This is a genomic window from uncultured Sunxiuqinia sp. (assembly GCF_947495665.1).
Taxonomy (GTDB): domain Bacteria; phylum Bacteroidota; class Bacteroidia; order Bacteroidales; family Prolixibacteraceae; genus Sunxiuqinia; species Sunxiuqinia rutila.
On record NZ_CANLZV010000011.1, the window covers coordinates 33,045 to 46,878 of the forward strand.

The window sequence follows — 13,834 nt, forward strand, 5'->3', positions numbered from 1 at the left end:
TAAATAATTAACTATTTGCGGCACAAAAGTATTCTTTTTTAAGCGGGTTTGAAAATCAGTCAAGCTTCTATAAATCAAATTTAATGATTCCTTGATCTGGCGAATCAATTTACAATCAAGCCTCTAAAGAGCGGCTTGCGTTGCCCCGAATTTTCTCGATTTATCACCTAAGGCTTATCAAACTGGGAGCAGACTAGGCTTGTGCCCCCGGTAGTCGCTCTTAATCCTTTCTGAAAATAGAGCAACACCATATTCTCAAAAACAGAAGGCGGTGAAAAACAATTGCTTTCAACTGTCTTTCACCGCCTTCAACGATTATTTTCAAGTCCTCGCTTACAAATTCTTTTCAGGATACAGGTCGTTCCATTGCTGTGGCTGCTCTTTCAGTTTCATGTCGAACCAGGACATGATGGTCTGGTGCCACTTCAATCGCTTTTGATAATCAATGATCCAGTGATCTTCTCCATCAACCAAAACCATTTCCACATCTTTTCCCAGTAATTTAAGGGCCGCATAATACTGCAAGCTCTCGCCCACCGGCACATTGGTGTCGGCCGTTCCGTGAAGCAACAAAATGGAATTGTTGAACTTGTCGGCGTTGTAAAGCGGGCTGTTTTCCACAAAAATATCCTTCCGACTCCAAGGGTAGCTGTTTTTGGCAGCTCCGGCATTGTAGGAATAGCCCCAGTAACCTTCGCCCCAGTAGCTGGTGATGGAGCTTATTCCGGCATGCGAAATAGCCGTTTTAAACAACGAAGTGCGTGTTTGCAGCAACATCGTGGTAAACCCACCATAGGAAGCGCCAATACAGCCCACATTTTCGCTGTCAGCATCCGGGTGATCCGCCAGAAATTTTTCAGTTCCTTCAATGATGTCATCAATGGCATCGAAGCCCCAGCCATTCACATGCAGGGCTGAAAAGTCCTGCCCAAATCCGGTGGCACCACTAGGCTGCATCACATAAACCAGGTAGCCGGCTGCCGCCCAAATATTTTTCGGATAGCGTCCGCCAAAAGTTCGGCTGGTTGGCGATGTGCCTCCGTAGAAGTTAACAATAACCGGATACTTTTTCCCCTTCTCGTAGTTGGGCGGATAGTAAACACGTCCGTAAATGGTTGTTCCATTTTGGTTGGTGAAGTTCCAATCGGTTGTTTTTCCAAACTGAACATTTGCCAACTGCTTTTCTTTAGGAAAATGAAGCAACTCGCTGGATGCCTTTTTCAAATTCAGTGCGTACAGCTGCTCGGGGGTCGTCTGGCTGCTTCCGGTAAACACCGCCACCGGCTTTTGATGCGCATAATCAATTGTTCCCAGCACATCTACCGGCAAGTCAATCTTCCGATAGGCTTTCTCCGACACGTCATAAGCATACAAAAACTTGTAGCTTTTTTCCACGGCCGAGATATAAATCCGATCATTGCCCGCCCAATGGGCTCCGGCAACAGCCGGGTCAAACTCCCGGCTAATTGGATCGACCTCGCCGGACTGTAGGTTGTACAAAAACAGCTGCGAATCGTAGCTGTTTGGAATCCGGCCAGCGCTTACATTTACGCCCAAATCGCCAAAGCATTCCGGTCCCCCCTGCACCAGTAGGTACTTGCCATCAGGCGAATACTGACACGAGCCACCGTACAATTTATCTTTCCAGATGGTATCCAGGGCCAGGCTTTCCAAATCCATTTCATACAAGTTTTGCTTGGAAAAGGGCACTTCCGAATAATCCATTTTTCGGGTTGAAAACAGGATTTTTGTTCCGTCCGGGTGAATATCCTGCAAGCTGGAAGTGAGGTTTCCGGCTGTCAGTGGAACGATTATTCCGGTAGCTACATCAATCTTATTCAGGCTTGAACGGGTGCGAAAATAAGGCAAGCGATCATCGTTTCCAAAAATTCGTTTGAGGTCGCCAGGCTTATCCGCTTTATGCGAGCGGCTAAAAATGACAAGCTCTTCCGTTTTAGCCCAACTGTACCCGGAAAAGTATTCTATCTCGCGGGCAATAGATTGTTCTGTTCCATCAAGCAAATCGTAAACAAACAGCTCTGTTTTATCATCAAAACGAAGAATATAACTGAGTCGATCAGACACGGGCAACCACTTAAGCTGGGAGATGCCAGCGTTGCGCATAACCAACACATTTTTCTGTTGATCCAGGTCGTACACCTCACTCCACGATTTCGATTTTCCACTGCCTTTTACCACTTCCGAGAAATTGATTAAAACATATTTTCCAGAGGGAGAAACCGATGCCGATGAAACATCTTTTCCATCCAGCACATCGTGAATCGTCAGAAAGCGGTCAGCGCTTAAACTCCAGTCCGATTGAGCCTCTGCAAATTCCTCATCTGCTGCAAACTCCGCGTTCAACTTCAGTGATTCTTCCGGAACAATTACTTTCAGCATCACCGGGTGCTTACCTGCTTCAAGCTTGAGGTCCATTTTATTGTCAGACAGTTTGGCTTCTTGCTGTGTTTTCTGAAGTTCACCATCCACATATATTTCAGCCACCGCATTCAGACTAATCGTTAATGCCCCTTTTGTCCAGCGATCAACCGACAAATAGCCCGAAAGCAACAGCAACTCACCAGCTGTAGCCGGCTGAATTAAGCTATCCTCGCTAACGGCAACTGTTTCCCATTGGTAATCGGTATGATCAAAAGATAGTTGAAGCTGCTTGAGCAAATTACTTTTTTCAAACTTATTGCCATCCACATTGGGGACATCGGCAAAAGCAGGCAAATGCGCTTGTTCAACACGTGTCAGTTCCCAGCTTTTCAATGCAAGCTTGTTCTGTCCGTACACCGAATGGACAAGCATCATTACAATCACTAAAAATCCAAATTGTTTCATCATTTGTTGGTTATTGGTATTGACCGGTTATTCCGGCAGTTGTTAACTCTGCTGCCAAAAATAGCGACTCCCATGCAGAAAAAGGCTGATTTTTATGCAAATTACGTTTTTCGCCCCGCCAATCCGCCTTTCCTGCTCACTTCCGATTTCTGCAAAAAAAGATAACCGCACAATCCAAGCCCCTGATGTTAAACCAGTCAAGCTGAACTGCACGGTTATCTGAATTATTTTTCCGGCTCATAAAGCGCTGCTTCAGGCAAAGCTTTCCGGAAAAAGTAAGTTCTTAAACTACGCCTTGGGCAATCATCGCATCGGCTACTTTGATAAAGCCACCAATGTTTGCTCCCTTCGGATAGTTGATGTAGTTTTCATCTTCGCGACCATACTTCACACAAGTTGCGTGAATATCGATCATAATTTGCTGCAAACGCTCGTCAACTTCTTCTCTTGACCATGGCAAACGCATGGAGTTCTGAGTCATTTCCAAACCAGATACGGCAACACCTCCGGCATTCGCTGCTTTTCCGGGAGCATACAGAATTTTAGCTTCCAGGAATACATCAATCGCTTCATTGGTTGAAGGCATGTTGGCTCCTTCAGCAACCAAAGTACAACCGTTTTTCACCAAAGTTTTGGCGTCATCTTCGTTCAATTCATTCTGAGTAGCACAAGGCAAGGCCACATCACAAGTGATTCCCCAAGGTGTTTTACCTTCGAAGTATTCAGCATCAAATCTTTCAGCATATTCTTTAATCCGTCCGCGGCGGATATTTTTCAAGTGCATCACGTAATCCAGTTTTTCACGGTCAATTCCGTTTTTGTCGTAAATGAAACCGGATGAATCGGATAAAGTAACCACTTTAGCGCCTAATTCAATAGCTTTTTCTGTGGCAAACTGGGCCACGTTACCCGAACCAGAGATCACCACTGTTTTTCCGGCCAGGCTATCATTTTTGGTTTTAAGCATTTCCTGTGAGAAGTAAACCGTTCCGTAACCTGTAGCTTCCGGACGAATCAAACTTCCTGAATACTCAATTCCTTTTCCGGTTAAAACACCGGTAAATTCATTCCGAATACGCTTGTACTGACCAAACATGTAACCAATTTCTCTTCCGCCAACACCAATGTCACCGGCAGGAACGTCGGTATTTGGTCCGATATGACGTTGCAATTCAGTCATGAAGCTCTGACAAAAACGCATCACTTCGTTGTCTGATTTTCCTTTGGGGTCAAAGTCAGAACCACCTTTTCCACCACCCATCGGCAATGTTGTCAAGCTGTTTTTGAAAACTTGTTCGAAAGCCAAAAACTTCAGGATACCCAAATTAACGGTTGGGTGGAACCGAATTCCGCCTTTGTAAGGTCCAATCACACTGCTCATTTCAATGCGATATGCACGATTCACCTGAACATCACCTTTATCGTCAATCCAAGGTACTCTGAAAATGATTACACGCTCAGGCTCAACCATGCGCTCCAGTACTTTGTTTTTCAAGTACTTTGGGTTTTCGTTAATGAAAGGCATCAACGAAACAGCCACTTCCTGCACTGCCTGGTGAAACTCAGATTCATTGGGATTTTTGGCAATTACTTTTGCCATCAAGTCATCAACTTTTACGTTTAACAAATCAGCCATAATATTCTTTTTTTAAGTTTTCTTGCAATATCTCGAAGGCATTGCGCTTAGATTATTTGTAGCAGTTTGACAGCGTACAGCGAAATGCCTGCTACAAAAGTAACACAGGAAGGATTATTCAAAGAATTTTGAATTCAGATTAGGTATTTTACCTAAAGCCCTGTTCAAGCTCCTGTTTTTCAGCAAGAGTTTGGCTTAAATTTCGATGATGTTGTTCTTGATGGAGAATTTGACCAGCTCAACGGTGCTTTTAAGCTGTAGCTTTTGCATGATGTGGTTTTTGTGCGCATCAACCGTCCGCACGCTAATGCATAGTTCATCGGCAATCTCCTGGTTGGAGTAACTTCGCCCCCAAAGTTTCAGGACTTCAATTTGACGTTCACTCAGGCTGTTTAGGCCTTCGGTCTTCTCCTCGGGTGCCTCCAACTTGTCGATGTACTGATTGAGCACCATTTGATTGATGGAGCGGTTGAAATAATCAAAGCCATTGCGTAAAGTGCGAATGGCTTCAATAAGTTCCTTTTGCGAAGCATCACGTCCCAAAATGCCTTTGGCTTTCGATTTGACAATTTTCACAATCATATCCTCACTGTTGTCAAAAGCCAAAATCAGCAGCCTGGCTTTTGGGTTCAACAAGGACAGACGGACAATCAGGTTCATGGTACGAACGCTGGTATCGTGAATGGTTAACACCAAAATATTCAAACTTTTATTTTGCACCAGGTTCATCAATTGTTCCTTACCGTCGGCACAAAACAAAACATCAAAATCATCCACCTGCTCCAATAGCAGCTTCAACCCCTGCCCCATCAGATGATGCTCATCGTAAATTCCTATGTTAATCATGTTTTAATAATCGCTGCTGTTTTTGTTTTTCCATTCATAATAACCCGCAACGGGCTGCTAAAACGTACATGTTTAAAATAAGTTGATTCTGCAATCAACTGTTGCTTTTGAAGCTCATCCCACCGAATAATGTCGGTAGATGAATTGTGAATGACCGAGAAGTACCCGATGTTCATCGAGGTGACATTGTGGAAGAAATGTGAACCCAGCGAAGAGTCAAGCGGGAAGTTCTCAAGACTGGTTTCCACAATCACTTTGGCATTGGAGATTTGTGCCCAGTTAACCGGAATTCCCAGAAACTGATCGCGCGTGCCCCACCTTCCGGGACCAATCAGAATATACTTCCGTTTCTCCTTCACCATTTGGTTATTCAGTGCTTCAATTTCAGCAGCCATTTCCACTGTTTTCAACTTGCTGAACTTTTCAGGCGACACAAAAATCACATCTGTAATTTTATTGATTTCGCCATTTCCTAAGCTCATGCCCGAACGCAAAAGCATTTTCTCCGGTTCAACAGCGTTGAAATCGAAGTTATGCGATTCGATACTGGCCAGCAACGGTTTAATTTGCAACAGGTAAAAGGTTGGTCGCCCATGTTTTCCGGGAGTCAGATCAACAGCATATTCAATCTCAACCGGCGAACCAAAGGCTTCTTCCACCGCATGCAAAATAGCATCAATTGTTTTGGCCAGCGGAATGTACTCGTACTGCAGAATATTGGCAAAGTTGACCACACGCGGGCCATAAGTATCCAGCCCCGGCTCAACCGTATCGTTATCCGCATTGTAAACCGACACACAATGTTTCAGGGTGCCGTGTTTTTCAGCTTCTTCAATGTCAAGCAGGTCCAGCGCAGCCAATTCGCCTCTATTCAGCAAATCAAGATCCAGGTTCGAACAATTCAATGCATAAAACTTCACCTGCGTGCTATTCAGCAAATCTTTAATGCTGTAGACCGACACCTTGGGGTAAACCGGTGAAAAGCGGTACGATTTCCAGCCATTAACCACGTAAGTTCCCAGACCAATAGCCGCTACGGCAAAGCCTTCTTCAGGCTTCATGTCGGCCACCGGGTAATAGTTGAAAGACTGGGCTACACCACTGATATGAGGATAGTAGTGATCACCATGGAAATCGCCAACAACTTCCTGCAGCACAATAGCCATCTGCTCGTCTTCCACCCGGTGCTGAATGGCCTCAAAGTAAGTTCGGGCTCCATCCGAATAAATCGACGCATAAACCATTTTGATGGCGTTGGCCAAATGCTCGGCCACCTTGCGCTTATTTTGCTTGCTATTCGGAATAATGTAAGTATCAAATACTCCGGAGAAAGGATGAGTAATCGAATCTTCAGAGGTACTGCTGGAGCGAACAGCTACCGGTTTATCAATTTGGTTGACATAGATTTTCAACTTACGCATCAGCGAGCTCGACAGGTTTGCCTCATAAAAGTGCTTTCGCAACTCTTCGTAGCTGATGTCAGGGTCTGAAATGACTGACCTCAGGTTGTTCCGACTAATAAAATTCTGAAACTCGGTCGTTCCGATAATTACGGTAATGGGTGTGGAAATATTGATTTGCGAAGCCAAAGCAGAGAAATCGTAATTGTAAATCAACACATTGATAAAGGCCAGACCACGTCCTTTCCCTCCAAGCGACCCACTGCAAAACGAAACAATGTTGCGTTCATCAAGCGTGGCCGTCTCATCAAATCCCATGATGCGGCCTTTCTTTTTCTCTTCCTTGTAGCGGGTAATGGTTTCCAGGAAAAACTTACGCGATTCATCGATGTGTTCCATGGAATTCACCGGAACCGGGTTCAGGGTTTTCGCCAGCTGAATTTCACCACGAGCCATCAGCCACAGCGAAAAGTTATTCTCCAAGGCATGTAAGTAGAAGGACTCATCCGGGATTTTCTGAAGCATGGTTTCAAACTCGCGCAGTGAGCGGGCAACAGCAATCTTTTCGTCTTTTGCATTGAGAAAAACAAAATTGCCAAACCCCAGGTAATTTTTCAAAAAGTGCTTCAAGTCCTGCAATAAGGTTTCGGAGTTTTTATCCAGGAAACTCACATCCAACTTTTTCGCATACCTTCGGTTACTCACTTCCGACGATTGTAAAATAACCGGAAGCTTGTGAATGTTGGACTTGGCATATTGAATGAAGTCAACTCCGGCTTTTTTATCAATTTTTCCGCCGCGTTCAAACTCCATGTCACTAATCACGCACAGAATAAAGTCTTTGTACTTATTGAAAATCGCGGTGGCTTCTTCGTAATTCTTAGCCAACAAGACTTTGGGTCGCGAACGCATACGTCCGATTTTGTCCAGCTCATTTTTCTCCACTTCAGGCAGAATTTGCTGTACCTGATCAAAAATAATGGAGTATAAAAATTGTAAGTATTTCGAATAGTAAAGTGGTGAGTCTTCAATGACCAGGATCACGCGAACCAAGCCCACGCGGGTATCATTTTCCACATTCACCCGGTCCTCAATCGATTTAACAATGGCAAACAAGATGAGCGAATCGCCATTCCACACAAACAGCTGATCGACCGATCCAATGGTGGGAAGCAGCTTTTCAAAATAATTCAGATCACTTTTTTTATTCACCAACAGGTAAATCGGTATTGTTTTATGCTGTTCGCGAATCTGTTCGCTCAGTTCAATGGGTGCTTTCCGGTCAAGACCGGCCATCAGAATCACCAAATCAAAATTGGTGGTTTCCAGTAATTCAAGCGCTTCTTCGGCCGAAGAAACCCCAGTAATGCGGGGAAGCGAAAAAAGGCTGTACTGATAAATTTCGCCCAGGAACTTCTCAAAAAAGGAGTCCTCACTTTCCAGCATAAAGGCATCATACAAGGTAGACACAAACAGAATGTGCTTCACCTTGTACTTCATCATATCCAGATACACATACTTCTCGAGCGACTGTTGGTTGAAGTACAGCTGAAGCGGTTTCTTATTGCGCACCAACGATTTCCGGAATTCCTCGGACCGGTGCGGATTGGTAATCACCACGCCCTTACTGCTGATTATCTCAAATCCTTTGTAACTATTCAGGTAGCCATTTACCATCTGGCAAATGTTTCGAATCAGGTTTCGTTCTTCACGTAAAAAAGGGCCTTCATCAGCCTCAGGAAAGGCTTTCAGATAAAAAATTTCAATACTTCCCTTTTTGTTATCAACGGTTTGCAGTTGATCCATCTGTACCCAAGGAGTTTCTTCAAAGTTTGGGCTGATGTATTCGTCGCGCTCAAACCGGATCCGGCAAGCCGCGTATTTGGGATACTGCCACGACTGGGGTAAAATATTGCAAATGCGCTGCAGCGTTTCATAAACACTGTTGCTTTCTTCAAAAATCTTCGAGGTCTGGTTAATGGCATGAAGCTCTTTTAACCGTTCGGTATTTGTTTGCTGTAACCGGTTGAGCATATTTTTCACGGCTCTTCCCGCAATCAATTCTGCCAGGTTGTTCAGTAATTCGCGTTCTTCCTTTAAAAACGGGCCTTCATCCAAATCCGGAAACTTTTGGGTGTAAAAAACCTCAATGCTTCCCTTTTTACTCGTGTCGGTCTGAAAAAACTGCTTGATTTTCCAGGGAGTTTCCTTGAACCCCAGACTTTCATAGCTTTTCCCTCTGTATTCAATTCGAACTACAGTCGATTCAGGATACTGAAACGAAGCCGGTAACAAGGCACAAATTTCAGACAAACTATCCTCCAACTTACGGTTTCGTTTCAAAATTTCAGCCGTTTTGTTGATGCCCTTCAATTCCTTCAACCGTTCCCGGTTTTCAACCAGCAGCGCAGCTAAGGCATATTTGCTAATCGCCCCCGAAACCAAGGAACTTAAGCTTTTCAAGAAGCGTTCTTCTTCGGGAAGAAAAGGATTCCCTTCGGTCCTCGCCAATTTCCGAACATAGAACAACTCAATCGTGCCTTGTTTGTTGTTCGGTGTTTCAAACGCCTGACTGATGCTCCACTGGCTATCTTTAAACCGGGGGCTCGTATACACCTGATCCGCATAAATAATTCGGGCCCGCGCATATTGGGGGTGCTGACACGCGCTGGGGAGATATTCGCAAAGCGCCAACAGCGCGGTGCCCAGCGAATTGCTATTGGCTAAAATCTCCGTAGCCTTATCAATCCCGCTCAGTTCCTTTTGTCGTTCGTTGTGAAGGCGATTCAGCTCCTCAAGCCGAATATTGGCAATGGCCCCTCCAATGATTGTGCGCCAGTAGGGCAATTGTTCCTTTACAGCCAGGTACGCATCAAAATTCTCCGATTGAATTAAGTCCGTATTGAAAAAAATCTCAATGATCCCCTCCGGCAATTCCGAGGTTTCAATCAAACTGCGCAGCACCATGGTGGAATGCTTAAACCCCCGACTAAGGTATTCCTGATTGTCATAGGTGATGGAAACCGAAATTACCTCCGGCGACGCTCCTTTGACAATCTCATTGGCCATGCTTTTCAATAAGGAAGACAGCTTTGACTTTTGCTCAATCTGCTTCACAATAGCCTGACCAATTGCACTCAAACGCAACTTCTGTTCAAGACTTAATCGGGCATGCTGCTCATTCGTTTGCTTCTCGCCTTTGGATTCTCTATTCATAACTGGCCGGTATCTGGGTCAACTTTAAAGTTAAAATTAAACGCTTGACAATCGCTTTTTAATGCTTTTGCAAGAATACAAATATAAGTAACCATCGGCGATTGTCTACCCGAAACCGATTCTGTTTATGTTTTCTTGCCCGGTTTGAGCATAAAAAAAGAAGCTGTAGAAGCGTCGGGGCTTTCCAGCTTACCTATTCTTAAAAACGCCAGCAAGTACAAGCGTCTAAAATTCTCAGGCAAACTCAGGGTCAAAACCTAGCCGTGACAAACCAAAATCAAGCACTATATTGACACTGTGTTAATTTCGTTTTAAATGAGGATATATAATTGCTTTTCATGTTATTCAGCATAAAAAATACGTACATTTGCCGCCAGAAAAAACAAGGCAACAAATGGCATATCTAAACAATGTGATGATCATTCGGCACGAGCTGATAGCCAGACTGGTCAGACTATTTCAGGAAGGTAACCTAAGCACCCAAATTGACAGCTTGCCCGTTGAGCTGTATCCCAAAAACCGAGAAGCCCGTGGCCGTTGCTGCATTTACAAGGAACGAGCCATTACCCGTTACAAAATGCTTCCGCTACTGGGGTTTGAAGTTCCTGAGGCCGATATCGAACTGGTGCCCTTGCACAGCTATGCGGAAAAGGCCCTTCAACGCGACAGTTTATCCAACGCTATTTTAACCGTTGTTGACGAAGCCTGTACCTCTTGCGTGCAAGCCAACTATGTGGTGACCAACCTGTGTCGCGGCTGTGTTGCCAGTCCGTGCGTGATGAACTGCCCGAAAAATGCCATCCGCTTTACCCCTTCAGGGCAAACTGAGATTAAGGCGGAAGACTGCATTAACTGTGGATTATGCCAAAAGGCCTGTCCCTACCACGCCATTGTTTACATTCCCATTCCATGCGAGGAAGCCTGCCCCGTGGGCGCCATCAGCAAGAACGAGCAAGGAATTGAAAAGATCGATGAAAATAAATGCATCTACTGTGGGAAATGCATCACGGCCTGTCCTTTTGGAGCCATTTTCGAATTGTCGGCCATGGTAGATGTTCTCAAAAATATTGAACAAAAAAAGCAAGTCATTGCCATGATTGCCCCGGCCATTTTAGCCCAATACCAGGAAGCTCCCGGGAAAGTGCTGGCCGCGATCAAGGAAATTGGTTTTGCCGAAGTGGTTGAAGTAGCTCGTGGAGCTGAAAAAACAGCCCGCCACGAAGCCGAAGAACTGAAGGAAAAACTGGAGCAGAATGCGCCGTTTATGACCACTTCCTGCTGCCCTTCGTATGTTGAAGCCGTACGCAAGCATGCCCCCGGATTACAGCCCAATGTGTCGCACACCCCATCGCCAATGGCCTACACCGCCGAAGAACTGCGCGAACAATATCCCGATGCACAACTCGTCTTTGTTGGCCCCTGTGTGGCAAAACGAAAAGAGGCGCGTGATTTGGGCTCAGTGGATTTTGTTTTGAGCTTTGAAGAACTGGATGCCATCATGGAAGGAATGGGCATTGAGCCTGAAAAAATGGAGGCTGTCCCTCTGGAGAAATACACCGTTGAGTCGCGCGGGTTTGCCCGAAGTGGAGGTGTGCTGAATGCTGTATTGGCGGAGAAAAAAGCAGAAAAATTCTCATTTGAGCAAATTGATGGCATTGACAAGGCTGCTATGCGTCAAATCAAAATGCTGGAAAAAGGAAAAAACTCGGCCCAGTTTTACGAAGTGATGGCTTGCGAAGGAGGCTGTATCAGCGGGCCCGGAGCCAATGTTAAATCGGCCAAAGCCAAAAAGAATTTCATTCAGGGAATCCGGGCCTTATCATAGGCTCGGAGCCTCTTCTGATAAAAAAACCCACAAAAAATAGAGCAAGGAGCTAACAGTCCGCTTGCTCTATTTTTTGCGAATCAGCATCAGCCCATCGCGAAAAGGCAGGATGGTTTGACTTACCCGAGGATCATCTTTAATTTTTTGGTTGAAGGCTAAAATTCCCAGCGTTTGCTCATCCTTTTCATCTACCGCTTCAACCACTTTGCCGCTCCACAAAATATTATCAGCAATCAAAATTCCGCCTGAGGGCACCCGGTCAATCACCAGGTCAAAATAACTGCCATATTCCCGCTTGTCACCATCAATAAAGACCAGCTCAAACTGCTCGTCCAGCTGTGGAATTATTGCACAGGCATCGCCAATATGCTGACAAACCTGATCCTGAATACCCGCTTTTTCAAAATAGGTCCGAGCCATTGTTTCAAGCTCATCATTTATCTCAATGGTGTGCAACAGGCCACCTTCGGCCAAGCCCTTTGCCAGGCAAATAGCCGAATACCCGGTATACGTGCCAATTTCAAGAATCCGATTGGGCCGAACCATCTGACTGATCATCGTTAAAATGGTTCCCTGGGCATGCCCCGAAAGCATACGCGGGCGAAGCACCTTCAAAAAAGTTTCGCGTTCCAACTCCTGTAGTACCACATCTTCCTCATCAATATGCTCCAGGATATATTTCTCCAGTTCGTTTGTTTGTTCCATTATTCGTACGTTAAAATGCTCAATTGCCGCTCATCAAAAATCTCATTGGCAATCTCCATCAGCTGACTGCTGGTAATTGCTTCAATTTTTTGGTAAGTCCGGGGCAAACTATCGACCTTATTGTAAAGCAAAAAACTTTTGCCCAACGTAAGCATCAGGTCGTCACGATTTTCACTCGACAAAGCAATCTGACCAATCAACTGTTTTTTGGCCTTGCTTAGTTGCAAAATGCCCAGCGGCTTGTTTTTAAGCAGACGAAACTCTTTATTCACCAAGTTCAGGGCCCGATCCAGGTTGTCGTGTTCGGTTCCGAAATAAACATTAAACTGACCGGTGTCGGAATAAGCAGTATAGCCCGACTCCACATTATAAGCCATCCCGTTGCGTTCGCGCAAAGCCAGGTTCAAGCGGGAATTCATGGACTGTCCTCCCAAAATATTGTTGAGCAGCACCATGCCCATGCGCTTTTTGTCCTGCGCACTGTAAGCAAGATTTCCAATTACACAGTGTGTTTGAAAAGTATCGCGCTTAACATGTCGTGTACCTGGCGTATAATGCTTAAAAGGCAGGCGATTGGTTGTTCGAAGCCGCGTTGGAATTGGGGCAAAATACTTTTCGGCCAGGCTTAATATTTTGGCAAACGAGATGTTTCCCACGGAGCTAAGCACCATCTGGTCGGTATGGTAGTTATTCTGCAAGAACCGAAAAATATCATCCCGTGTAAAGGATCGAACATGTTCCGGAGTACCCAGAATGTTGCGTGCGATGGGATGCCCATCAAACATCAGCTCATCAAAATCATCAAAGATCAATTCCGAAGGGCTGTCTTTATACGAATTAATCTCCTCCAGAACCACTTCCTTTTCCCGCTCCAACTCTTTTGCCGGGAAAGTGCTGTTAATCAATATATCACTGATCAACTCCATGTTCCGGTCATAATAGGCATTCAGAAAAGAGGCATAAACAGCCGTTTCTTCTTTGGAAGTGTAAGCATTAATCTCGCCACCTACATCTTCAATTCGGCTGATAATATGATAGGCCTTGCGTTTTTTGGTTCCTTTGAAGATAACATGCTCAATAAAGTGAGCAATTCCTTGTTCTTCCGGAGATTCATCTCTTGATCCGGTGTTTATAATAATTCCGAAATGGGCTGCCGGCGACTCCACTTGCTGGTGAATTAACCGGATACCATTGCTTAATATATGTGTATTGATTTTCACGTTCTCTTAAATTGGACTGCAAAAGTAGAAAACGTTAATGATATTTCAACTTATAAATCCATGGAAAAGAAAAGGTTCTGCAAAAAGCCGGAATTTTTTATTCACAGACCCCTAAAAAATGTTTTGAAGTTAAATATTT

The 13,834-nt window shown here is 44.8% G+C and carries 7 protein-coding genes; 1 reads left to right on the forward strand and 6 read right to left on the reverse strand.

Features of this window, described 5'->3' with window-relative positions:
• Positions 1 to 333 precede the first annotated feature (333 nt).
• From Q1A18_RS13490 to Q1A18_RS13505, 4 genes are all read right to left on the reverse strand, one after another.
• Positions 334 to 2,850, reverse strand: coding sequence for a prolyl oligopeptidase family serine peptidase (locus tag Q1A18_RS13490; RefSeq protein WP_299581148.1), 2,517 nt, complete (start codon positions 2,848 to 2,850; stop codon positions 334 to 336).
• Positions 2,851 to 3,130: 280 nt separating this feature from the next.
• Positions 3,131 to 4,483: an NADP-specific glutamate dehydrogenase gene (gdhA, locus tag Q1A18_RS13495; protein ID WP_299581151.1), complete on the reverse strand. Its 1,353-nt coding sequence runs from the start codon at positions 4,481 to 4,483 to the stop codon at positions 3,131 to 3,133.
• A 195-nt stretch (positions 4,484 to 4,678) separates the two neighbouring features.
• Positions 4,679 to 5,329: a response regulator transcription factor gene (locus tag Q1A18_RS13500; RefSeq protein WP_299581154.1), complete on the reverse strand. Its 651-nt coding sequence runs from the start codon at positions 5,327 to 5,329 to the stop codon at positions 4,679 to 4,681.
• Complete coding sequence (locus tag Q1A18_RS13505; protein ID WP_299581157.1) at positions 5,326 to 9,945, reverse strand: PEP/pyruvate-binding domain-containing protein; 4,620 nt, start codon at positions 9,943 to 9,945, stop codon at positions 5,326 to 5,328. Before Q1A18_RS13505 ends, Q1A18_RS13500 begins: the two co-directional genes overlap by 4 nt.
• Before the next feature lie 394 nt (positions 9,946 to 10,339).
• Between Q1A18_RS13505 and Q1A18_RS13510 the strand changes: the two genes are divergently transcribed.
• On the forward strand, positions 10,340 to 11,770 hold the full coding sequence (locus Q1A18_RS13510; RefSeq protein WP_299581160.1) for a monomeric [FeFe] hydrogenase: 1,431 nt from the start codon (positions 10,340 to 10,342) through the stop codon (positions 11,768 to 11,770).
• A 66-nt stretch (positions 11,771 to 11,836) separates the two neighbouring features.
• Here the strand turns inward: Q1A18_RS13510 and Q1A18_RS13515 are convergent, their stop codons facing one another.
• Together Q1A18_RS13515 and Q1A18_RS13520 are read right to left on the reverse strand one after the other, a co-directional pair.
• On the reverse strand, positions 11,837 to 12,475 hold the full coding sequence (locus Q1A18_RS13515; protein WP_299581163.1) for an O-methyltransferase: 639 nt from the start codon (positions 12,473 to 12,475) through the stop codon (positions 11,837 to 11,839).
• Entirely contained in the window at positions 12,475 to 13,695 is a 1,221-nt protein-coding gene (locus tag Q1A18_RS13520) for a pitrilysin family protein (RefSeq protein WP_299581166.1), read from the reverse strand. The genes Q1A18_RS13515 and Q1A18_RS13520 overlap by 1 nt, the downstream gene beginning before the upstream one ends.
• Positions 13,696 to 13,834 lie beyond the last annotated feature (139 nt).

Bases quoted from the DNA above. Each gene is read 5' to 3' on its own strand.
- Q1A18_RS13490 (WP_299581148.1), bottom strand. From the start codon at position 2,850: ATGATGAAACAATTTGGATTTTTAGTGATTGTAATGATGCTTGTCCAT.
- Q1A18_RS13510 (WP_299581160.1), top strand. From the start codon at position 10,340: ATGGCATATCTAAACAATGTGATGATCATTCGGCACGAGCTGATAGCC.
- Q1A18_RS13515 (WP_299581163.1), bottom strand. From the start codon at position 12,475: ATGGAACAAACAAACGAACTGGAGAAATATATCCTGGAGCATATTGAT.
- Q1A18_RS13505 (WP_299581157.1), bottom strand. From the start codon at position 9,945: ATGAATAGAGAATCCAAAGGCGAGAAGCAAACGAATGAGCAGCATGCC.
- gdhA (WP_299581151.1), bottom strand. From the start codon at position 4,483: ATGGCTGATTTGTTAAACGTAAAAGTTGATGACTTGATGGCAAAAGTA.
- Q1A18_RS13500 (WP_299581154.1), bottom strand. From the start codon at position 5,329: ATGATTAACATAGGAATTTACGATGAGCATCATCTGATGGGGCAGGGG.